This window comes from Peribacillus sp. AS_2, assembly GCF_026891895.1.
Classification (GTDB): Bacteria; Bacillota; Bacilli; order Bacillales; family DSM-1321; genus Peribacillus; species Peribacillus frigoritolerans.
The window spans coordinates 262052-282546 of the sequence record NZ_JAPTGA010000004.1 but is presented as its reverse complement, the minus strand read 5'-3'; the positions used below and the strand labels follow the sequence as shown (position 1 = coordinate 282546).

Sequence of the window (20495 nt, the reverse complement as noted above, 5' to 3'; positions counted from 1 at the left end):
TGGAAAGTGGCCTTCAATTGTCCATTCAATTGAAGGCCACTATTTTTTTGCGATTACTTTTTAGCTAAAAAAGCTTCAATACGGTCCAAGGCCTTTTCCAGGGTCTCCATGGAATAGGCATAAGATATCCTGAAGTACCCTTCGCCAAGGGGAGAGAAGGCATCTCCAGGGACCACTGCCACTTTTTCCTGTTGAACAAGCTTAAGGCAAAAGTCAAGGGAAGAGGCATAGCCTTCAGGCAGCTTTATAAAGAAGTAAAAGGCACCATTTGGTTTGACTATTTCCAGTTTCATCGCTTGTAAGCGACTGTACACGTATTCCCGTCTCCGTGCATACTCAGTCTTCATGGGGATTGCATCATTTCTGCCTGCCGTCAATGCTTCCAAGGCAGCTCTCTGCGATATGGATGCGGCACATGTCACATTGTATTGGTGAACCTTCAGGAGATGCTGAGAGATGGCTGCAGGCGCAAACAGAAGGCCAATCCTCCACCCGGTCATGGAATGGGACTTGGACAATCCGTTCAAGACGATGGTTTGTTCTTTTAAGAAAGTGGCAATCGAAACATGCTCCTGATCGAATACCAGCTCACTGTATATCTCATCAGCCAATATGAAGATGTCCTTGCCCCTAACAAGTTCGGCAATGTCCAATAATTCTTCGGCAGTTAATGTAACCCCGGTCGGATTCGATGGATAGGGCAGAACGATGCACCGAGTGTTTTCAGTTATGTACTTTTCAAGTATATCTGCCGTCAAACGAAATCCATTTTTTGTTGTATCGGCATAAACAGGTGTTGCGCCGCACATCTTAATGATGGGTTCGTATCCCGGATATACCGGACCCGGTAATATTACTTCGTTCCCTGGGATGAGGATCGTCCGAAAGGCAATGTCTATGCCTTCGCTGGCACCAGAGGTCACGATCACTTCATTCGCGGGATCATAGTCAAGCTTGTATTTATCTTTTACATAATTTGAAGCGGCTTCCCTTAATTCCAGATAGCCGGCATTGTGAGTATAAACGGTATAGTCATTATTGATGGCTTGTTTTGCCGCTTCTTTAATATGCGTTGGAGTTGGAAAGTCAGGCTGTCCTATCGTTAAGGAAATGGTGCCTTCGATATCAGCGACCATATTGTAGAATTTGCGGATTCCTGATATTTGTACGTCTTTTACTAGAGGGTTTATTAAATGTTCCATCTATGAATATCCTCCCTTATCTACCTACATGAATTTATGTACTATGTTTGACTCATTCATCCTATTTTATCATTTAGTTTGGAGGGGGAGAAAACTTTTTGAGATTAATGAAATAAAGGTATAATGTATGATAAGAAAATTTTGAGGGTTGATACATTTGATAAGGACTTGCGCAATTACTTCTAATCAAGAAATCAGTTTTGATTTACCGCTAACGGAAATGAATAATCCGGATATCGAGTGGTACTGGGTGGATTTTTCCAATCCCACAAACAAGGAAATCGAACTTTTAACCAATCATTTTCACTTTCATCCGCTGGCAATTGAAGATTGCCTGGATGATTTTAATCAACGTCCCAAAATGGATTTTTATGAAGGCTACCAATTTCTTGTGATTCATGCTTTAAGGGAGAAGGTATTTAAAGCAGTGGAATTGGATATGTTTGTTGGTGAAAAATGGATAGTCAGTTTTCATAAGGAAGATATGCTTGAACTGGAAAAGGTATGGGAAGAAATTGCCGGTAATAAAATGTTGAAGCAAAGTCCCTTTTTCTTGATGCATAGGATAATTGACAGGATCGTCGATGAATTCTTCCCGCCTGTTTATAAAATTGAAAGCGAATTGGCTAGCATTGAGGAAAATACTGAAAATGACACGATTAACGAATTGATGGATCAGCTTTTCGATTTACGTACAGATATGTCCAGGCTCCGTCGGACCATATTGCCGATGCGTGATTTATTGTACAGAATGATTTCATCGGAGCGTCTGAATTACTTGAAAGATCAGCATCTATATTTTAATGATGTGTATGATCATCTTCTTAAATTGACTGAAATGCTTGAATCGTATCGAGATTTTTCGTCCGATATCCGTGATAGCTATTTGTCTGTGAACTCTAATAATATGAATTCAACGATGATGACATTGACTGTCATCACTACCATTTTCATGCCGCTGACCTTCATAGTGGGCGTATATGGGATGAACTTTGAATATATGCCGGAATTAAATTGGCATTATGGCTATTTCCTCATTCTTGGAACGATGGGCGGTATTGCCTTGATGATGTTTTTATTCTTTGTAAAAAAAGGTTGGCTCAATCCAAAGAAAAGGTCGCGAAAGAGATAAGAAACATTTGAGAAATTGGTGAGTATGCATTATTTAGTTTGCGCGGCGGGGGTTTATATCGAAGGGATAGGACGAACGATATGGTGCGGAATGGCAGTGGTGAAAATGAGCTTGGAATAAGGGGGACTCAGATGGGTCCCTTTTTTGTTTGGGCTTTAATAAAGGCTCTTTTCGTAAAGATTGTTGTTTTTAAAACGAAACTATTTAAGGTTGATTGGAGCGGAAGTGCGAGACTCCTGCGGGAGCAGCGGGACAGGTGAGACCCCACAGGCGTTTACGCCGAGGAGGCTCACCCGCCCCGCGGAAAGCGAGCCTCTGGAGAGGAAATCAACCACAACTCACTACCTGGTAAATAGCAACAAAGTCTGTGAAAACAGCCTTAATAAATGATCACTTCTGGCTTTTTTTTATCCATGCTCTAAACAAAAGAAATATTTAACCGAATTATTAGGTATGAGTTCATTGATGAAACCATGATATTTTTCCTAGCGGTTTAATGATTTATGGAATTTTGAAATGAAAAAGCAGAAGGGCGAGATGAAACAGTGGAAGCAAATAAAGGTATATTACTGGAAAGTGGAACGAATGAGCTTGAGATAGTGGAATTCGGTCTCGGAAAGAATAAATTCGGCATTAACGTAATTAAGGTGAAGGAAATCATCAATCCCGTCCCCATCACGCTTGTCCCTCATTCCCATCCAAATGTGGAGGGGATCATCGAGCTTCGCGGAGAAGTACTGCCAGTTGTGAATGTCGCGGATGCTTTAGGGTTTCCGCCATCTGAAACTCCTGAGCAGGATAAATTCATAGTGGCTGAATTCAATCAGCAAAAAGTGGTTTTCCATGTCCATACCGTAACACAGATCCATCGTATTTCCTGGTCCCAAATCGAAAAGCCTTCGGATATGTATCAGGGCCTTGAAAGTCAGATTATCGGAGTAATAAAATGAAAAAGTGAAATGTTACTGTTACTCGATTTTGAAAAAATAGTGGTCGAAATCAATCCAGAATCAGGAATAAACATCCAACAGGTAAAAAAGCTTGGTATCCGGCAAAATTCTGACAAGAGGATCCTGATTGCTGAAGATTCACCATTACTGAGAAAGCTGCTGTTCGATACATTGTCAGAAGCAGGATTCAAGTACTTGGAGTTTTATGAGAATGGACTTGATGCATTTAATTATCTTGAGAATTTTATTGGATCAGGAAAAGTGGTTGAAGAGAAGTGCAACTGGTGATTACCGATATAGAGATGCCTCAGATGGATGGACATCATTTGACAAGAAGAATAAAGGAAAACGGGGAACTCGCTGGGCTGCCGGTGATTATTTTCTCTTCTTTGATTACTGACAGCCTGCGTCATAAAGGTCAGGTCGTAGGGGCTGACGCGCAAATCAGCAAGCCTGAAATTGCAGAGCTTATACAGTTGATAGACAGATTGGTATTATGAATGTGAAAAAGGGCCGATGAGGCGTTACCTCACGGCCCTTTTGATTTATCAATGATCAATACTTGGAACCTTTTCCTAAAAAGGAGGATGGGAATGGATTGTGAAAAGGTTGCTTGACCGACTTGCGCCCGTGAGCCCTTTTCTCGGTATTGGTTGTGTTCGGTTGTTTTTCACCTGCTTGTCCAACGTAAGATTGCAGGATCTGTTTGGCTTTTGATAATGACAACGCGGCTTTAGGGTTCCGTATGGAGGCTGCCCGGCTGCCGAGGTGGGGTAGTTTTTTCAAATCTTCCTTAGTGGGAGGTAAATGAAAAACATATGATCCGCATTCGACAATGACATCGGATTGTTGTGCTGCAAAGCGAGGGTTATCAGAGAAATGAAGTCCAATCTTCTTCGCTTTTCCTTCTTGCATAAGCTTGCTTAATGCGAGCCGTTTTAAATTATATAAATTCTTTGGCTCCAATGCAGTCTTTGCATGTTTATTGACAATAAACACGGCTTGGGCAAGGGAGTTTATCGAAAACTCATCCCTTTCAGAATGTCCTTTCGTTTGGTTCATTAGTGGAAACTCCTTTTCTTAATAAGGTTAGAAGGACGTTACATACAGACTTCCTTCAGGAAAAACCTGTTTTATATATTGGTTGAAATAGGGACGTATGTGCAACTAGGCAGAAAATAGTGAAAAAATTAAGCATGTACATCTCTAGGGTATGACCATCATTTCCCAACACTTTACCATCTATTCATTTTCATATTATACCACTTCAAAATATATAGGGAAGTAAAATTCAATTCGGCTCCCTTTTGGTCCAAGAAAAAGAAGGCGTTTATGTCGCCTTCTGTCCAACTCTTATTGAGTGTAGATATTGATATTTTCAGATACCCCAGCCTGTGCGCCGAATTGTTGTTGCTGGTAACCCTGAAAGCCTTGATAGGGAGGGTACACTGGATAAGCAGGGTAAGGAGGGTAGGCGGGCGGGTATGGAGGAGGATATGGAGGATAGACAGGTGGACGGTTATTGAATAGCAACGGTCCAATTGCCAATCCTGCAACAAAAGCTACAGGAGCCAATAGCGGAAAGAAAGGAAAGAAGCGCTCGTCATTCCAATATTCAGGTCCATATTCATTCCCATATGCATTTCTGTAATCGTTCTGCAGCATTATGGTCTGTGGATAGTGGTAGTAAGGTAAATACTGTGTTTGCATAATTAGCCTCCTTTTCTCAAATTCTTTACATAGTATGGATTTTTTAAAGAAAAGAGCCTGTTTCATCTTAATCTGTTATAATGAAGCTACTTATGATAAAAATTTGGGGTGTCCTGGATGGAAAGGTTTAAAAACATTTTTGCAGTCGGTTTTGGAGGAGCGGCTGGAGCGATATTGCGTTATTGCGTAATCTTGTCTGCCGGCCATTCCTTCTTCCCGCTTGGAACCCTCTTAATAAATATAGTAGGCAGCTTTTTACTTGGAATGATAAATGGGTATTTCGCCTCAAAAAAGAAATCGTTTGTTTTTTTTGCCCTGGGCAGCGGGTTTTGCGGCGGTTTTACCACAATGTCCACATTTTCTCAGGAAGTGGTGAATCTCCTGCAGACTTCTCTGCCATTGGCAGGAATGTATCTTGGAGCCACGCTTTTATTTGGTTTGGCCGCTGGTTTCCTTGGACTGGGCCTGTTTGAAAAAAGGAGAGGTGAGACTCTTTGATTGAGGTCCTTTCAGTTTTTATAGGAGGCTTTTTTGGGGCAGCTTCTAGATATGTCTTGCAGATTATTTTTAATAGGCTATTGCCAGCCGTCTCGATACCCGTTAGCATTTTACTGATTAATCTTATAGGATCCTTTGGGCTGGGAATGGTGTTGCCACAGAAAGAAAGCTGGGCTTTATCTTTGCAGGTTTTTCTGACTATAGGTTTCCTTGGCGCTTTCACGACCTTTTCAACATTCAGTATGGAAACACTTGAACTTATAAGAAAACACCGTTATATAGATTGCCTTATCTATATAACGGTGTCTGTTTTAGGTTGTATTGGCACTTTCCTATGTGGCTATTTAAGTATGGTATAACCTTTATGGTAATTACCATGGATACTGGTAAAAAAAACCTGGTTTTCTCAGATATACATCTAATGCTATAATTCATAGGAGTCGATTACAAATGATTCATGGCAACAAGTTGTTTTATCCGCACAGGTTTTGTTAATAAGTGTGGCGGTTTTCCCCTGTGTTCTTTTTCTATCATTTTTCGGCTTGGAATTCGTAAACAGTTAACTCCGGACGTGAAAGAAAACGATAGGGGAGACGGGTAGTGCCAAGGCCTCGATTAACATGTAACGTTAATGAATCGATTTCATATGTGCCTTCCCGGTACTTTTCAGCGTATGGGGGAGTTACCAGGGCACCGGCGAAGGGGATTTGCACTTGACCTCCATGACTGTGACCGCTTATTTGATACTGGATGTCGTAAGTCCTTGATATGTCGGCAAGGTCAGGGGCATGTGAAAGCATGATGGTGAACACTTCTTTCGGGATGCCGAAAAGGGCTTTTTCAAAATCCGGCTTTCCTAGCATGGCATCATCAACACCGGCAATGATTATTTCTTCAGCCGTTAATAAGGTTATCTTAGCTGAGGTATTTTGCAACATGGTAAAATGGGATTTTTCCATGATATCGCTGTAAATTTCCGAGCCATATCCCCCATGATCATGGTTACCGTAGATGCTGAATTTTCCAAGCGGCGCTTTGAGCTGATTCAAAACGAGAGGGATTTTTTTGTGAGCCTTGTATTTATTAGGCTGGTCCATTAAATCTCCAGTAAATAAAATAACATCAGGGTCCAGTGCGTTTATCTTATTGACAATTGCTTGTAAATCCTTAAGCTGAAATTGAAAGCCTAAATGCGTATCGCTGAATTGGACCATTTTCATGCCATGAAAACCTTTTGGGATAAGCGGATTGCTGATGATTTTATGCTTGGTTTCCAACCATTTCGGCTCTAAATTATGGGCATAAAAGTTTCCGCCAATACCTAAACCGGTTAAGGTAGCCAATGTACCAAGACTTTTCTTTAAGAATGTTCTTCTGGAAATGGGTTTATTCAAATTAATCAACCTATCTAATATAAAAATGTTACTTCCTCATACTAACAAACAATATACATAAATTGAAGAAAATATCTTCTATAAGCTTATGAAAAACATGTAAACTGGGGTTTGATGAAACCGTATCCGGTTTGAAATTGAACATCTATACGGAGGTAACATGATGACCGAACCAATGTTTATTACACTGATTATACTTCTATGCGCGATTGCGCTTTTTATACAAGGAAAATTTCGAGCAGATTTAATTGCACTTAGTGCGCTATCCATTCTTGGGTTACTGGGGATTCTTTCATTGGATGAACTAGTGGCCGGTTTTGCGAATCAAGTGGTCATCATGCTGGCTGGGCTATTCATAGTCGGTGCCGGCCTGTTAAATACAGGAATCGTGGAAAAGGCAGGAAACAAGTTGTTGGGTTTATGTGGGGGCAGTGAATGGAAATCGCTGCTTATCGTCATGCTGACAGCAGGAATATTAAGTGCTTTTTTAAGCGGAACCGGAATTGTTTCCATACTGCTGCCGCTCGTCATGAGCATGGCCTTACAACAAAAAACAAGTCCGACAAGGTATTTATTGCCCCTTGCCTATGCAAGCAGTATTGGAGGGCTATTAACACTTACGGGTACTCCCTCCAATATGATCGTCGCTGATGTATTACGGCAAAATGGAATAGGGAATTTATCATTTTTTGACTTTACACCTGTGGGCTTAGTCGCCTTTGCAGCAGGGTTATTCTTCATGTTGACACTCGGACGCCTGTTGCTTCCCGAGAAAACCATTGCAGCGAACAATAGTGTAAAGGGACTGTCGGCAGGGGAGCTTGCCGGCATGTACAAAGTATATGACCGATTGCATTATCTGCATATACCCGCTACTTCCGATATTGTTGGGGAAAGGCTGTCGGACCTCCAGCTTCCTATTCAGTATGAATTGACTTTAATTGAAATCCAGCGGAAGCCAAAGGATAAGCAACTGCCGCTGTTGCAAAGGCAGCAGACGATTTCAGCCAGGGCGGATGAGGTTCTTCACCCTGAAGATATCATTTTGGTGTTTGGAGAAGAAGAGGCAGTTGAGAGATTGGCACTTAACTATGAACTGGAATTTAAACATTTCAATACCGAACAAATAAAGAAACATTTTCTTAGCAGTAGATTTGGATTGACGGAAATATTGATCGTCCCGAACTCGGATTATGAAAATCAAACTTTGATAGATGTCCATTTTCGTGAGAAATACCAATGTAATGTACTGGCAATCAATCGGAATGGTGAATATATTCAAGCGGATGTCGGAACGGAACGCCTGAAACCGGGGGATGCAATCCTGATACATGGAGAATGGGAGAACATTGAAAGGATTTCCTCGGATTTGCAGGATGTCATCGTTATTGGGAGTACATCAGAAGATGGCTCTCCGGTGAATTCCAAGGGCAAAGCGTGGATTGCCTTGGGAATCACTGCTTTGATGGTCATTCTTTTATCGATGGAATCCGTCCCTGCTGTACTGTCGGTATTGACGGCTGCATTGTTGATGGTGGTTACTGGCTGTGTCCGTTCGATGGAGGATGCTTACCAAAAGATTAACTGGGAACCTGTGCTATTGATAGCTGCCATGTTCGGAATAACGGCTGCATTGGATAATACGGGTGGAGTGAGAATGATAAGTGATTGGCTAGCCGTTTTATTCAGTAATATTGGAGCACACGGCATTTTAGCGGTCTTTTACCTCCTGACACTGATCCTGAGCCAATTCATCCCGTATGGAGCCGCGACGGTTATCATGACGCCCATCGCCCTGACATCTGCGGTTAATCAAGGAATCGATCCACTTCCTGTGTTTCTATGCCTTGCCGTTGCTGGCAGTTTGGCGTTATCCACTCCAAGGGTTGCCACTACCAACGCACTTGTCATGACGGCAGGTGATTACAAGCATAAAGATTTTATCATGATCGGGATATCCATACAGATTTTCATTGGCGTTATCATGGTGATCACGATACCATGGTTCTTCCCTTTCTGATAATTCAAAAGGCATTGTCCGTTTATGGGCAATGCCTTCTGTTTTTTTAAATTAATCGCAGCGAAAGTAAGCATCGCAGCAATCGACAATTTTTTAAGTCCCCTTAAAGTATTCAATGCATACCATGCTTTTCTTTTGCATGGATACAAGCTCAATCGTTTCTTTACGTTAGCATATATAGGTTTTATATCTTGATGATGACACAAATATGCATCCTGTCATATCTAGTTTTATTAATTCTATTTAAAACCATGAAGACTTTAGGCAAAGGGTTCTATCTAAAAGTTAAAGAAAGTTGATTGGAGCGGGTGTTCGAGACTCCTGCGTGAAAAGCGAGGCCAGGGGAGACCCCGCAGGCGCAAAGACGCCGAGGAGGCTCCCGGACCGCCTGCGGAAAGCGAGTGCCTGGAGAGGAAATCAGCGTTCATTTACAAACCATAAAAAATGGTAGGCATTGTTCCGGACAATGCCTTTTCAATGTATTTCTTTTCAAAAGGATAAATGGGGAATTTTAGGGTATTGAAAAAAGAGTTATGCAGTAGGAATTAAAATTATTTATTATCAATGCAAGAAACTAATGGTATAATTTTGGCATATTGGTGTTTTCGTAATTAGGGGGAAGATGCATCATGGATACAGAAAAGATATTAAAGAATTTAGACAGGGTGACACCATTCTTTCAACCGATTTTCAGTGCAGATCAACATCAGGTAATCGGGTATGAAATTCTAGGGCGCTATGAGGAACAATCTGAATATAAAAGCCTTGGCCCATTTTTTCACGATTCTGCAGTGCCGGAAGAGTATAGGGTGGAAGTGGATAATTACGTACTTGAAATTGCCTTGGAGAGAATAAAGGACTATGGTGAAGATTTTCTTATCTTTATCAACAGAGATCCTAATTTGCTTATGCTGGATCATGGCGAAGAATTCATGGAGATTTTACACCGTCATTTTCAACCGGAGGAAATGCACCGGATTGTTTTGGAATTATCAGACACGATCAGTCCGGAAAACATAGATCCTCTGCAGCATGTGCTTGCTTACTTTAAAACATATGGGATTAAGATAGCTTTAGATCATTTAGGACAAGATACGCAACTGGACCGAATCGCGCAGATTTCTCCGAATATTTTAAAAGTTAACCTGGACCAGCTTCGCATCTCAGGTGGGGATGCCTATCAGGTCATCCTGTTTTCTTTAAGCATGCTAGCACGTAAAATCGGCGCCAACTTACTATTTGAGAACATTGAGTCCGAATACCAGCTTCGCTTTGCATGGAAGAATGGGGGACGATATTATCAAGGATATTTCTTGGCGAAACCGGAAGGCGAATTCATTAATAAAGATTTACTTCGTGAAAAATTCCATCAAGAATGCCAGTCCTTCATTTCTTTAGAGACCAAGAAGCTTGAAGCCGTTTATCAAAAGACTTTGCAATTCAACGAGAATATGCAAAACTTCTTAAAACAGCACAAGCGGGCCGGCTCCCATGAAGAGTTTCTCGGAGTTTTGGCGAAAAAATTGGATTCAATATGTTTTCGTCTATATATATGTGATGAAGCGGGGTATCAAAAATCCCCCAATATCCTCCATAAGGACGGACAATGGATGGTCCAACCGAGTTATATGAATAAAAATTGGAGCTGGAGACCTTATTTCCTCGAAAATATTGTAAAGATGCGTAACGAGAAAAAAGGAAGGTTATCCGATTTATACAGTGATATTGAAACGGGGGAAACCATTCGGACCTTTTCCTATCCACTGAATAATAAGGAATATATTTTCTGTGATCTTTCTTATAGTTATTTATATGAAAATGAAGCACTATTATAAAAAACGATTCATGAATATAATCGCTTTAAATGTGTAACGATAAGCAGAAATGATGCGCTTGGAGGAGACATATTTTGAGCACGTACATCTGGATTCTAATCATTATCGTTACAGTCATGGCGTTATATCTGCTCTTTTATACTTATTCTGTAGCAAGGGCACAGAAAGTGAAAGCCGGTTATGATTCGACTATCGATGATTCAGTTAAGGAACATCCTTATTTAAAGAACCCGATATTCGTTTCTCTTTTTATTGGGACGATTTTGGTTGCCGGTTTTATTTTTTACTATGCTTTTCGATAGTTGTAAGAAGAAGATTTCAATATCATGAAATCTTCTTTTTTATTGTGAAAAATGGGCGATGGTTTCAAGGTCTAACGGAGAATGTGATTTTGTAGTTTGGCTTTGACCTGGACGGGTATTGAAAGACATAGGCAAAAAATCCGAATCATTAGGAGAAATTCTATAACGAGGAGATGATTGTAATGAGTAAATATTTAGTTGCATGTCTTGCCAGCGTCCTTTTATTTTTAAGTGGGGGGGTCACTGCTTCAGCGGAGGGCTTACATAGAGAGGAAGTACTATCTTTAATACATGATGCCATGGAGAATCAGGTTTCGATCAGTGAGGAAGTACGTTCTAAGGAAGCGATTGAAGGGAAGTTGGAAAAACATTTCACTGGTGATTTCATCGAGAAGTTCGTCCAAGCGAATGTAGTGAAAGTCGATGGCGGTTATACCGCATTTGGTTCAGATTTCGCTCCGTATTATATCCCTTTCTTCAGTTACGATAGGAATACGGAAATTGTATATGGGAAAAAAGGTGATGTCATTTATGTTCAGGAAGAATTCCAGGACAATGGGGAAGGACCTGTAACGATGGAAAAACATGTAGAAGCAGTTACTTTGAAAAAGGAAAATGGCGCTTGGAAGGTAAAGGATGTAAAGTATGAAAACAGAAAATAGAATGGATTTTAAAGGAAGCTGAAATGAAAAAGTCTAGAGAAGGCCACAGCCTTCTCTAGACTTTTTATTATATATTCAATTCCTTTTTTATTTCGTCCAATTCAAAACCAATAATGGCTTTCCCATCGATGACGACCGTTGGTGTGGAATAAGCCCTATATTTATTGGTTAGTTCTTTACGTGCATCCCCATCTGCTTTAATATCTTTTTCTTTGTATACTATATTATTATCATCAAAGAACATTTTCATGATTTTGCAGGGAGGGCAATCAGGTTGGGTATAGAGTGTAACGTCTTTCATTTCATTCCTCCATATATGCTTTAGTAAGGTACTTTTTCATTATAGAGAATGCCAAGACATTTGAATAGGGATAAACCTCAAGGATCGTTTTACCGATCTTTCTCCTGTTTTACAAGATAGTCTATCAATCCCATGGAACAAACGTTCAAGTCCATGGCAATGATTTCAAAAACTGGATGATCAGCAGTGATTCCTTTTTCGCCTAAATGAACAGCGACTTCCGTGAAAATATTTTTACTGGTTGCTGCCACTTGATCCTCGAAGCTAGCATATTCCCTATATGCCGATTTGGCAGTCTCCACAAATTTAGGCAGCCAGTAATGAAGTTGTTTATATACTTCCTTAGGGTTTTCCGATACGCCGTAATGGCCAAAATATATACGTTCGACGCCAATGCTTTCATACAATCCTGCTGCAGCAAGCATCGCGTCGGGATTAAATTGGTTTGGCGATGTGGACGGTAAGTAAAATTCCAAACCTTCTTCATCGAGTTCACGATAATAGATGCCTACGGTGTCACCTGAAAACATCCCTTTTGAAACCGAATCGTATATGCTTAAATGATGGTTCGCGTGTCCTGGCGTATCATAAAAGGTCAACGTGGAAGTACCACTTGTTTTTAGGGATTCCCTATCTTGTTTAATCAGCATTCTTTCAAAAGGTATAGGTAATATCGGATCGAAAAGCTTGTTGAATTCTTCACCATAGACTGCTTTAGCCCCAGCGATCAAACGCGTTGGATCTTCTAGATGCCTTGCGCCTTTTGGGTGGACGATCACCTTGGCATTCGGACAATGCTGTAAAAAAAGTCCAGCTCCACCTGCATGGTCCAAATGAATATGGGTAAGAATGATATATGTAATATCTTCGAGGGCGATTCCCAAATGTTCGAGCCCCTTCATTAAGTGGGGGATGGAAGGGCTGGCGGAAGTTTCGACTAAGGTGATGTCCTCATCGGCAATTACATATGTTCCTGTACGATTTCTTCTATCCAAATCAAAACCATCAATCAATGAAATCCGAAAACCAAGCTCACTAATGTTTTGCAACAGAATCTACCCCCAGAAAATTTTTCATGTACAAAATCCATTCCTTATTTTATTCTGTTAATAGTGCCATGTAAAGAATGAAGTTTTAAATTATTCTGAATTTATTTCCGCGTGGCTACTGGATAGAAAAGTATGGTATAGTGAAACCTATCGAAAAGGTTTTATTCAGAAAGGAGAGGGAGTATGTCTCAATTACAGGGCATCCTTACCAGATTGAAAAGTCTTCAAGAGCAAGCGAAGGAATCTGAATCTGCTCAACGTTTTTTTGAAATAGATGGTGTGAAAAAGTGCCAGGTTACATATTTCAGCAAAACAGAAATGTTCGAGCTTGAAGTATACAGTGATAAAGGGAAATCATCAAAATATCAATTTGATAATATTGATATGATTACCATTGAAATCTTTGATCTTCTTCAATCTTAAAAAACACAAAAAGCCGCCTTCCATTGGAAGCGGCTTTTTTATTGTGAAAAACCGGTCAATTTTTACTGAATGAAGTAGTGATTTTTACGACATCTTATTAGTTGGAGGGATGTAAATGAAAAATCCGATGGTAATATGCCCGGAATGCGGTGAGGAAAGGGAAATGGAAAATGTATTAACGGCACAATCCAACCAAAATGTGATTTATCAATGCCCGGAATGCGGTTTTAAACAGGTTAACATCAAAACTAGTAAGGGCTAAGGGTCTCTCACGAATCCCGCCAATTGGGATTTTATTGGTCTAGGAATGAGCCTTTTCTGCTTACATATGTTAAACTATAGAAAGAGCTGTTTATAAAAACATATGGTAAGGGGTTTTAACATGATCGGTACTCATGATGGGGATTTATTGGAATCCAGCGTTAAAGATTTAATGATTTCTTCTGAACGCGTGGCCCACGTGCAGGTAACCAATAACTTAGAACATGCACTATTGGTATTAACAAAGAGCGGTTATACGGCCATTCCTGTGTTAGATCCGATGTATAAACTGCATGGTTTAATTAGCACACCAGTCATTCTCGATTCAATCTTGGGACTGGAACGAATTGAATTTGATAATCTTGAGCATAAAAAAGTTTCCGAAATAATGAATATAGAAATACCTCGCCTGCATATTGAAGATACATTGACCAAGGGTGTGGAATTGTTGATTGATCATCCGTTTGTCTGTGTGGAGAATGACGAACATGTATTTGAAGGCATCTTAACAAGAAGGGCAATCTTGAAAAAAGTATTTAAACAAAATACACCTGATAAATAAGCAAGGCATAAAATGACGGTTAACCCCAAGACTCGCCAGTTGGCGAGTTTTCTTGTTTTTTTACATATTTGATCCAGTTAGTGGTGAAGTCTATTAACAGGTAGGATCTATTAGGAGAGGATGCAAAAATTGGGCCATGCAATGGATAGTGCAAACGTGCAGAATAAAAAATTGAAACGTCCCTTCATATTGGCTGCCATCATGTTAGCGATGTTTATGAATGCTATTGAAGGAACGATCGTTTCGACGGCAATGCCGGCCATTGTAAGTGATTTAGGTGGTTTTTCACTATACAGCTGGGTGTTTTCAGGCTATTTGTTAATGAACGCCGTAACAGTTTTAATCTACGGAAAGCTATCGGACATACTCGGGAGAAAACCCGTCTTATTATTTGGAATCGTTGTCTTTTTAATCGGCTCCATTCTTTGCGGCTTTTCCAATTCAATGACGGAACTCATCATTTATCGCTTTGTACAAGGTTTTGGGGCGGGAGCTGTAGCGCCTGTAGCCTCGACAATTATTGGTGATATCTATAAAAATGAAGAGAGGGCACGCGTTCAAGGGTATCTTTCGAGCGTTTGGGGCATTTCTGCGGTAATGGGACCAGCATTGGGCGGCTTGCTCGTTGAATCCCTGACTTGGAAACTTGTCTTTTGGGTCAATATTCCTTTGGGCGTACTATCTTTTATTGGAATTTGGTTATTCCTTCATGAAAATATCGAAAAGAAAAAACGTGATATCGATTACCTAGGTGCAACGCTATTGACATTGTCCATATCCATTCTTATGGTGCTGCTCGTAGAAGGAGGAGTGAAATGGTCATGGACTTCAGCTCCAGTCATATCCTTGGCATTAGTGGCCATCATCAACTTTATCCTATTCATTCTTCAGGAAAAGAAAGCAGCCGAACCGATGATGCCATTTGAAATCTGGCAGGAGCGTTCCATTCTGATTGCGAACCTAGTATCCTTGACGACAGGGGTGATGATGATTGGATTATCAAGTTTCCTCCCCACATTCGTTCAGGGCGTGATGGAGCGCTCGCCTACGGTAGCTGGTTTTACATTGACAGCCATGTCAATTGGCTGGCCGATCGCATCTATGGTGTCAGGCAAATTATTGTTGAAAATAGGATTTAAATCAACCTCCCTTCTTGGAGGGTGCTCATTGATCCTTGGGAGTCTGATCCTAGTATGGATGAAGCCGGAAGCTGGGCCCATTATTGCCGCCATGGGATCCTTCTTTGTCGGTGTAGGGATGGGCTTGACTTCTACTTCATTCATTGTCGTCATTCAAAAAACCGTCAGCTGGGAACGAAGGGGTATTGCGACGGCTTCCAATATGTTCATGCGTAATTTAGGAAACACTGTAGGTGCTGCATTACTTGGAGGAATCATGAATATGAGACTTCACGCTTATCTGAACGAGCATGCGCCGGCCGGATCGGGAGTGACGATAGATACGGCAAATAAATTGTTGAACAGTGAAGAACGCACGTCGCTTCCTGAAAATGTGGTAAATGTTTTACAGGAAGGACTTACATTGTCTTTACAGACGATTTATCTTATTGTTCTAGTCTTCTCTGTAATCAGCTTTCTGTTTCTAACGAGACTAAGAAAGAATAAGGAAGAATAAGAAGGCATAGGAAAAAGGCAGACTCGTTAATGTAGTTTGCCTTTGTTTTAAGGAAATGCAACTCTGATGACCAATTGAATCGATAATGCGATCGTGACCGAATGTAAAATGAATCTCAACTGTGCAGTGGAGATTTTTTGAGCCACACGCAAGGCCAGCCGTGATCCGATCAGGGAACCGAACGTGTAATAAATGGCAATCCAATTTACCGGCCATGAATAGGTAATGAATGCAGCTCTACAGCTAATGAAAGTTTGGAATCTAGTAAAGGCCAGGGATTGAAGGTAGGTGGCGCCATTTCTTAAAAAGGTATACATGAGCATGGTCGCTCGTCCCGGTCCGAATATTCCGTCATAGACACTGATTCCGAATAGGATGGATAAACTTTTTTTTGGAGATGCCAATCCGATTCATCGGAAGGTTGCGGTTTTTTGATGAAATTCAGGATCAAAGCGACAGTCAAAAGGCAGATGGCTAACAAATTCATTGCCTTCTCGGGGAATGAATTAGCAAGCAGACCGCCGCATAAGCCACCAAAAAGGGCAAATGGGATTAACTGGAGGGCATCCTTCAATTTTAGCTGCTTTTTCTTGAGTAAAATATAAAAGCTAGAAAAAGAAGAAAACATTGGGGAATTTGACTGATCCAATAACCTGGTGAATGGGTGGGCCTATCAAAAGAAGGGACGGCATGCCGTTGAGACCGCCGCTCCGGGCCAATGTCCCGACAAAGGATGCTGCAAAACTGATGGCAAGCAATAAAATGATCGTCAAAGGATATTCACTCCGTTCCTTTTCTCTTGTATTATAAGCGGACTATGTTGATAATAAAATTTAAATAAATTAAATCATCATGATAAGATTTAATTATCAAGAGGTTGGTGTGTATGTCATTTTCAGAATTTCATTTATTATCAGTGCTTGCTCAGGAAATGAATATGAGAAAAGCAGCTGAGCGGTTGTTCGTTTCCCAGCCGGCTTTATCCCAGCGTTTACAATCAATAGAAAAGGATTGGGGCTCGAAACTGTTTCTGCGTTCACAAAAAGGGCTGTCACTGACGCCTGCAGGTGAAGCGGTAATTCGTTTGGCCAATGAGGTTATAGAAAAAGAAGAGAAGGTCAGGGAAAGTATTCAAGCCATGGACCATGAAGTATATGGCACTTTGAAAATAGCCTGTGCCTCGATTGTCGGTCAAAATTGGCTGCCGCAAGTATTGAAAAAGTTCGTCCGAAAATATCCGTATGCAAAAATTTCCTTGATCACTGGCTGGAGCAGTGAGATTTTAAAGTCTTTGTATGAAGGGCAAGTGCATATTGGCATCATAAGGGGAGCACCGGATTGGAAAGGCGTAAAACAGCATTTATTCACGGATATGCTGTATTTGGTGGATACTGAAATGAAGGAACTGAATCAAGTGTTCGAAACGGACCGTCCATTCATTCAGTTTAAGAGCGATTCGAATTATTATCAGGAAATTCAAGATTGGTGGCATCGGCAATTTCAAACGACACCAAAAAACACCATAGTCGTTGATCAAATCGAAACATGCAAACAAATGGTGTTTAATGGTATTGGATATGCGATCCTGCCAGCCATCACTTTACATGATAAAGATACGAATGTATTTAAAATCCCTCTACTGGATGGGCATAACCACTCAATCGAACGTGATACATGGCTTTGCGGCTATGAATCTGCCTTCCAGTTAAAGCAAGTCCAGGCATTCACGGAAGTGGTTAAAGAGCATATTCGCGACCAAGGAATGTTATAGGTCCGCCGACGAAAATGTCAATAGGGCAGAATAATATATATGAGTGACATTCAACTTGTCTTGCCGGCTGTTGTCTGGTAAATTTAAAACGAGTAATGATACATATTTAGGAGGTTTACCCGGAATGAATAAAATGGATGCAAACGAAATTATTTCTTTTATCTCGAATAGTAAAAAATCCACACCTGTAAAGGTATATGTCAAAGGCGATTTAGAAGGCCTGGATTTTGGTCCAGCTTCTAAAACTTTCATAACAGGAAATACAGGGGTTGTATTCGGTGAGTGGTCTGAAATCGAAGAAGCGATCAAGGCAGCAGGAACAAAAATCGAGGATTATGTAGTTGAAAATGATCGTCGTAACTCTGCCATTCCTTTATTGGATCTAAAAGGCATCAAAGCCCGTATCGAGCCAGGCGCAATAATCCGTGACCAAGTTTCCATTGGAGATAACGCAGTCATCATGATGGGTGCATCAATCAATATTGGATCTGTCATCGGTGAAGGTACAATGATTGACATGAACGCAATACTGGGCGGACGTGCAACAGTGGGCAAAAACTGTCACGTAGGTGCTGGTGCCGTTTTAGCAGGTGTCATCGAGCCGCCTTCCGCACAGCCGGTCATTTTGGAAGATGATGTATTGATCGGAGCCAATGCGGTCGTACTGGAAGGTGTCAAAATCGGAGAAGGTTCCGTTGTCGCTGCTGGTGCCGTCGTAACGAAAGACGTTCCTCCATACTCCGTGGCTGCTGGTATCCCGGCGAGGGTCATTAAACAAATTGACGAAAAAACAAAATCAAAAACAGAAATCATGCAAGAACTTCGTCAACTTTAATTTCTTTAGTGAATATTGCCTGAAGCGTGGATAACTATATCCACGCTTTCTGTATAGGGAGGGAATAATGTGAAAATAAACCCTTTTGTCAAGATCCGGCGTGATCTGCATCAAATACCGGAGATAGGGTTCAAAGAATTCAAGACGCAGCAATACCTACTGAATTACATAACGAATCTGGCCCAGGAGCGAATGGAAATAGAAACATGGCGAACTGGGATATTCGTGAAAGTGAAGGGAATGAACCCGCGAAAAACCATAGGCTACAGGGCTGATATAGACGGTTTGCCGATAAAAGAGGAAACCGGATTGCCGTTTGCATCCAACCACGAGGAATATATGCATGCCTGCGGTCATGATTTTCATATGAGCATAGGTTTGGGATTATTGACATATTTCACGGAAAATCCGATCGATGATGACTTGCTATTCATCTTCCAGCCTGCAGAAGAGGGTCCTGGCGGAGCTGAACCAATGCTTAAATCGGAAACGATGAAAAAATGGAAGCCTGATATGATCCTTGCTTTACATATTGCTCCGGAGTATCCAGTTGGGACGATTGCCGTTAAAGAAGGGCTTCTATTTGCCAATACATCTGAATTATTCATCGATTTGAGGGGGAAGGGAGGGCATGCAGCCTACCCGCACGAAACAAATGATATGGTCATTGCGGCCTGCTCGCTTGTAGGGCAGCTTCAAACAATCGTATCCAGGAATGTCAATCCGCTAGATTCAGCTGTCATTACAGTTGGGAAGATCACTGGAGGCACCGTTCAAAACATTATTGCGGAGACAGCGCGGTTAGAGGGCACAATACGCACTCTTAACCCCGAATCGATGGTAAAGGTCAAGTCTAGGATAAAAGCGCTTGTGGATGGTATACAAGTAGGATATGAGTGCTTGGCTGAAATCGACTATGGCGCGATGTATCATCAGGTATATAATGAAGAGCGGTTGACCCGGGAATTCATGGATTTCACAGAGAAGTCAACTGCTGTTCATTTGCATGAATGTACTGAAGCAATGACTGGCGAAGATTTTGGTTATATGTTAAAGGAGATTCCAGGATTCATGTTCTGGCTGGGGGTTTCATCGGAATACGGATTGCATCACGCCAAGTTAAGCCCGGACGAAAAAGCCATTGAACTCGCGATCGATCACTTAACGGATTATATAACGTTTAAAGGAAGCAAAGCATAAAAATGATTTTCAGTGCAGAACATGCTCTAAAGAAAGAACGAATGACGTTGGAGGGCTTATTGTGAAAAAAGAATTTGCGGTGATTGGACTTGGCCGTTTTGGCGGCAGCATAGTCAAGACATTAGCTGAGGAAGGATTAGGGGTTCTGGCTATCGATGCCGACGAAGATCGAGTGAATGAATTTGCCAGAATAGCTTCACATGCCGTAGTAGGGGATACGACAGATGAAAATGTACTAAGGAATATAGGGATTCGAAATTTTGATCACGTCATTGTAGCGATTGGCGAGAATATTCAAGCCAGTATATTGACGACTCTCATGCTTAAGGAATTGGGTGTCGGAAATGTTACGGTTAAAGCGCAAAATGATTATCACGAGAAGGTTCTTCGTAAAATCGGGGCCGACTATGTCGTGCACCCCGAACGGGATATGGGGAGAAGGATTGCCCATAATATCGTCTCCAATAATATTCTCGATTATTTGGAGCTTTCTGATGAACACTCTATCGTCGAAATTGTTGCAAGCCAAAAGATGAATGGAAACTCGATAATTGATCTTGATATCCGTGCCCACTATGGACTGAATATAGTCGCAATCAAAAGAGGGAACGAAATTAATGTTTCCCCACAGGCGAGCGATTTAATACATAAAGGTGATGTATTGATCGTCATCGGCGCGGATTCGGACATCAATCGCTTTGAAAAAAAAATTGTGGAATAAGTAAGCGTCCTGCTAAAATCGAGCGCGCTTTT

General features: G+C 41.2%; 23 protein-coding genes and 1 pseudogene. 16 read left to right on the top strand and 8 right to left on the bottom strand.

Going from position 1 to position 20495, the window contains the following annotated elements:
• Window positions 1–53: 53 nt before the first annotated feature.
• Window positions 54–1202, bottom strand: a complete 1149-nt coding sequence (locus OTG27_RS09275) for an aminotransferase A (RefSeq protein ID WP_095389990.1) — start codon at window positions 1200–1202, stop codon at window positions 54–56.
• Between the two features lie 148 nt (window positions 1203–1350).
• Here OTG27_RS09275 and corA point away from each other — a divergent pair, with 148 nt between their 5' ends.
• Together corA and OTG27_RS09265 are read left to right on the top strand one after the other, a co-directional pair.
• Window positions 1351–2334, top strand: a complete 984-nt coding sequence (gene corA / locus OTG27_RS09270) for a magnesium/cobalt transporter CorA (RefSeq protein ID WP_170946957.1) — start codon at window positions 1351–1353, stop codon at window positions 2332–2334.
• A gap of 545 nt (window positions 2335–2879) precedes the next feature.
• Window positions 2880–3784, top strand: a pseudogene (locus OTG27_RS09265) (chemotaxis protein).
• Between the two features lie 55 nt (window positions 3785–3839).
• Here the strand turns inward: OTG27_RS09265 and OTG27_RS09260 are convergent.
• Complete coding sequence (locus tag OTG27_RS09260; protein WP_052137475.1) at window positions 3840–4346, bottom strand: YkyB family protein; 507 nt, start codon at window positions 4344–4346, stop codon at window positions 3840–3842.
• Window positions 4347–4637: 291 nt separating this feature from the next.
• Window positions 4638–4949, bottom strand: a complete 312-nt coding sequence (locus OTG27_RS09255; protein ID WP_374941253.1) for a hypothetical protein — start codon at window positions 4947–4949, stop codon at window positions 4638–4640.
• A 162-nt stretch (window positions 4950–5111) separates the two neighbouring features.
• Between OTG27_RS09255 and OTG27_RS09250 the strand changes: the two genes are divergently transcribed.
• Window positions 5112–5492 carry a fluoride efflux transporter FluC gene (locus OTG27_RS09250; RefSeq protein ID WP_057279012.1) on the top strand — a complete coding sequence of 127 codons (381 nt, stop codon included), beginning with the start codon at window positions 5112–5114 and terminating at the stop codon, window positions 5490–5492.
• Complete coding sequence (gene crcB / locus OTG27_RS26680; RefSeq protein ID WP_053534280.1) at window positions 5489–5851, top strand: fluoride efflux transporter CrcB; 363 nt, start codon at window positions 5489–5491, stop codon at window positions 5849–5851. Before OTG27_RS09250 ends, crcB begins: the two co-directional genes overlap by 4 nt.
• Before the next feature lie 171 nt (window positions 5852–6022).
• Here the strand turns inward: crcB and OTG27_RS09245 are convergent, their stop codons facing one another.
• Window positions 6023–6886 (bottom strand): metallophosphoesterase, encoded by an 864-nt coding sequence (locus tag OTG27_RS09245; protein ID WP_268936749.1) that lies wholly within the window; start codon window positions 6884–6886, stop codon window positions 6023–6025.
• Window positions 6887–7049: 163 nt separating this feature from the next.
• Here OTG27_RS09245 and OTG27_RS09240 point away from each other — a divergent pair, with 163 nt between their 5' ends.
• The 4 genes from OTG27_RS09240 (at window position 7050) to OTG27_RS09225 (ending at window position 11705) form a co-directional block, all read left to right on the top strand.
• Complete coding sequence (locus OTG27_RS09240) at window positions 7050–8906, top strand: SLC13 family permease (protein ID WP_063576951.1); 1857 nt, start codon at window positions 7050–7052, stop codon at window positions 8904–8906.
• 629 nt (window positions 8907–9535) lie between these two features.
• A complete protein-coding gene (locus tag OTG27_RS09235; RefSeq protein ID WP_268590503.1) occupies window positions 9536–10741 on the top strand; it encodes an EAL domain-containing protein in 1206 nt (401 codons plus the stop codon).
• 74 nt (window positions 10742–10815) lie between these two features.
• Entirely contained in the window at window positions 10816–11043 is a 228-nt protein-coding gene (locus tag OTG27_RS09230; protein WP_057279016.1) for a hypothetical protein, read from the top strand.
• 182 nt (window positions 11044–11225) lie between these two features.
• Window positions 11226–11705 (top strand): DUF3993 domain-containing protein, encoded by a 480-nt coding sequence (locus tag OTG27_RS09225; RefSeq protein ID WP_268936748.1) that lies wholly within the window; start codon window positions 11226–11228, stop codon window positions 11703–11705.
• Window positions 11706–11772: 67 nt separating this feature from the next.
• On the opposite strand, the gene OTG27_RS09220 is transcribed toward OTG27_RS09225, so the two are convergent.
• Both OTG27_RS09220 and OTG27_RS09215 read right to left on the bottom strand, forming a co-directional pair.
• On the bottom strand, window positions 11773–12006 hold the full coding sequence (locus OTG27_RS09220) for a glutaredoxin family protein (protein WP_268936747.1): 234 nt from the start codon (window positions 12004–12006) through the stop codon (window positions 11773–11775).
• Between the two features lie 89 nt (window positions 12007–12095).
• Window positions 12096–13055: an MBL fold metallo-hydrolase gene (locus tag OTG27_RS09215; RefSeq protein WP_268936746.1), complete on the bottom strand. Its 960-nt coding sequence runs from the start codon at window positions 13053–13055 to the stop codon at window positions 12096–12098.
• Between the two features lie 183 nt (window positions 13056–13238).
• Here OTG27_RS09215 and OTG27_RS09210 point away from each other — a divergent pair, with 183 nt between their 5' ends.
• The 4 genes from OTG27_RS09210 to OTG27_RS09195 all read left to right on the top strand — a co-directional run bounded on the left by OTG27_RS09210 (window position 13239) and on the right by OTG27_RS09195 (window position 15936).
• Complete coding sequence (locus OTG27_RS09210) at window positions 13239–13478, top strand: YkuJ family protein (protein WP_034314086.1); 240 nt, start codon at window positions 13239–13241, stop codon at window positions 13476–13478.
• A 115-nt stretch (window positions 13479–13593) separates the two neighbouring features.
• On the top strand, window positions 13594–13740 hold the full coding sequence (locus OTG27_RS09205; protein WP_094246583.1) for a hypothetical protein: 147 nt from the start codon (window positions 13594–13596) through the stop codon (window positions 13738–13740).
• Between the two features lie 120 nt (window positions 13741–13860).
• Window positions 13861–14301: a cyclic-di-AMP-binding protein CbpB gene (gene cbpB, locus OTG27_RS09200; RefSeq protein WP_034314084.1), complete on the top strand. Its 441-nt coding sequence runs from the start codon at window positions 13861–13863 to the stop codon at window positions 14299–14301.
• Window positions 14302–14442: 141 nt separating this feature from the next.
• Window positions 14443–15936, top strand: a complete 1494-nt coding sequence (locus OTG27_RS09195) for an MDR family MFS transporter (RefSeq protein WP_268936826.1) — start codon at window positions 14443–14445, stop codon at window positions 15934–15936.
• 47 nt (window positions 15937–15983) lie between these two features.
• Here OTG27_RS09195 and OTG27_RS09190 read toward each other — a convergent pair whose 3' ends face one another.
• Both OTG27_RS09190 and OTG27_RS09185 read right to left on the bottom strand, forming a co-directional pair.
• Window positions 15984–16340, bottom strand: a complete 357-nt coding sequence (locus tag OTG27_RS09190; protein WP_268936745.1) for a TSUP family transporter — start codon at window positions 16338–16340, stop codon at window positions 15984–15986.
• Window positions 16238–16564 carry a TSUP family transporter gene (locus tag OTG27_RS09185; protein ID WP_268936744.1) on the bottom strand — a complete coding sequence of 109 codons (327 nt, stop codon included), beginning with the start codon at window positions 16562–16564 and terminating at the stop codon, window positions 16238–16240. Before OTG27_RS09185 ends, OTG27_RS09190 begins: the two co-directional genes overlap by 103 nt.
• A gap of 258 nt (window positions 16565–16822) precedes the next feature.
• Between OTG27_RS09185 and OTG27_RS09180 the strand changes: the two genes are divergently transcribed.
• From OTG27_RS09180 to OTG27_RS09165, 4 genes are all read left to right on the top strand, one after another.
• Window positions 16823–17707 (top strand): transcriptional regulator CcpC, encoded by an 885-nt coding sequence (locus OTG27_RS09180; RefSeq protein ID WP_034314080.1) that lies wholly within the window; start codon window positions 16823–16825, stop codon window positions 17705–17707.
• 124 nt (window positions 17708–17831) lie between these two features.
• Window positions 17832–18542: a 2,3,4,5-tetrahydropyridine-2,6-dicarboxylate N-acetyltransferase gene (dapD, locus tag OTG27_RS09175; protein WP_034314078.1), complete on the top strand. Its 711-nt coding sequence runs from the start codon at window positions 17832–17834 to the stop codon at window positions 18540–18542.
• A 75-nt stretch (window positions 18543–18617) separates the two neighbouring features.
• Window positions 18618–19742 (top strand): N-acetyldiaminopimelate deacetylase, encoded by a 1125-nt coding sequence (locus tag OTG27_RS09170; protein ID WP_268936825.1) that lies wholly within the window; start codon window positions 18618–18620, stop codon window positions 19740–19742.
• A 61-nt stretch (window positions 19743–19803) separates the two neighbouring features.
• The gene (locus OTG27_RS09165) at window positions 19804–20463 is read left to right on the top strand and encodes a potassium channel family protein (RefSeq protein WP_268936743.1); all 660 of its coding nucleotides are present in this window, start codon (window positions 19804–19806) and stop codon (window positions 20461–20463) included.
• Window positions 20464–20495: the final 32 nt, after the last annotated feature.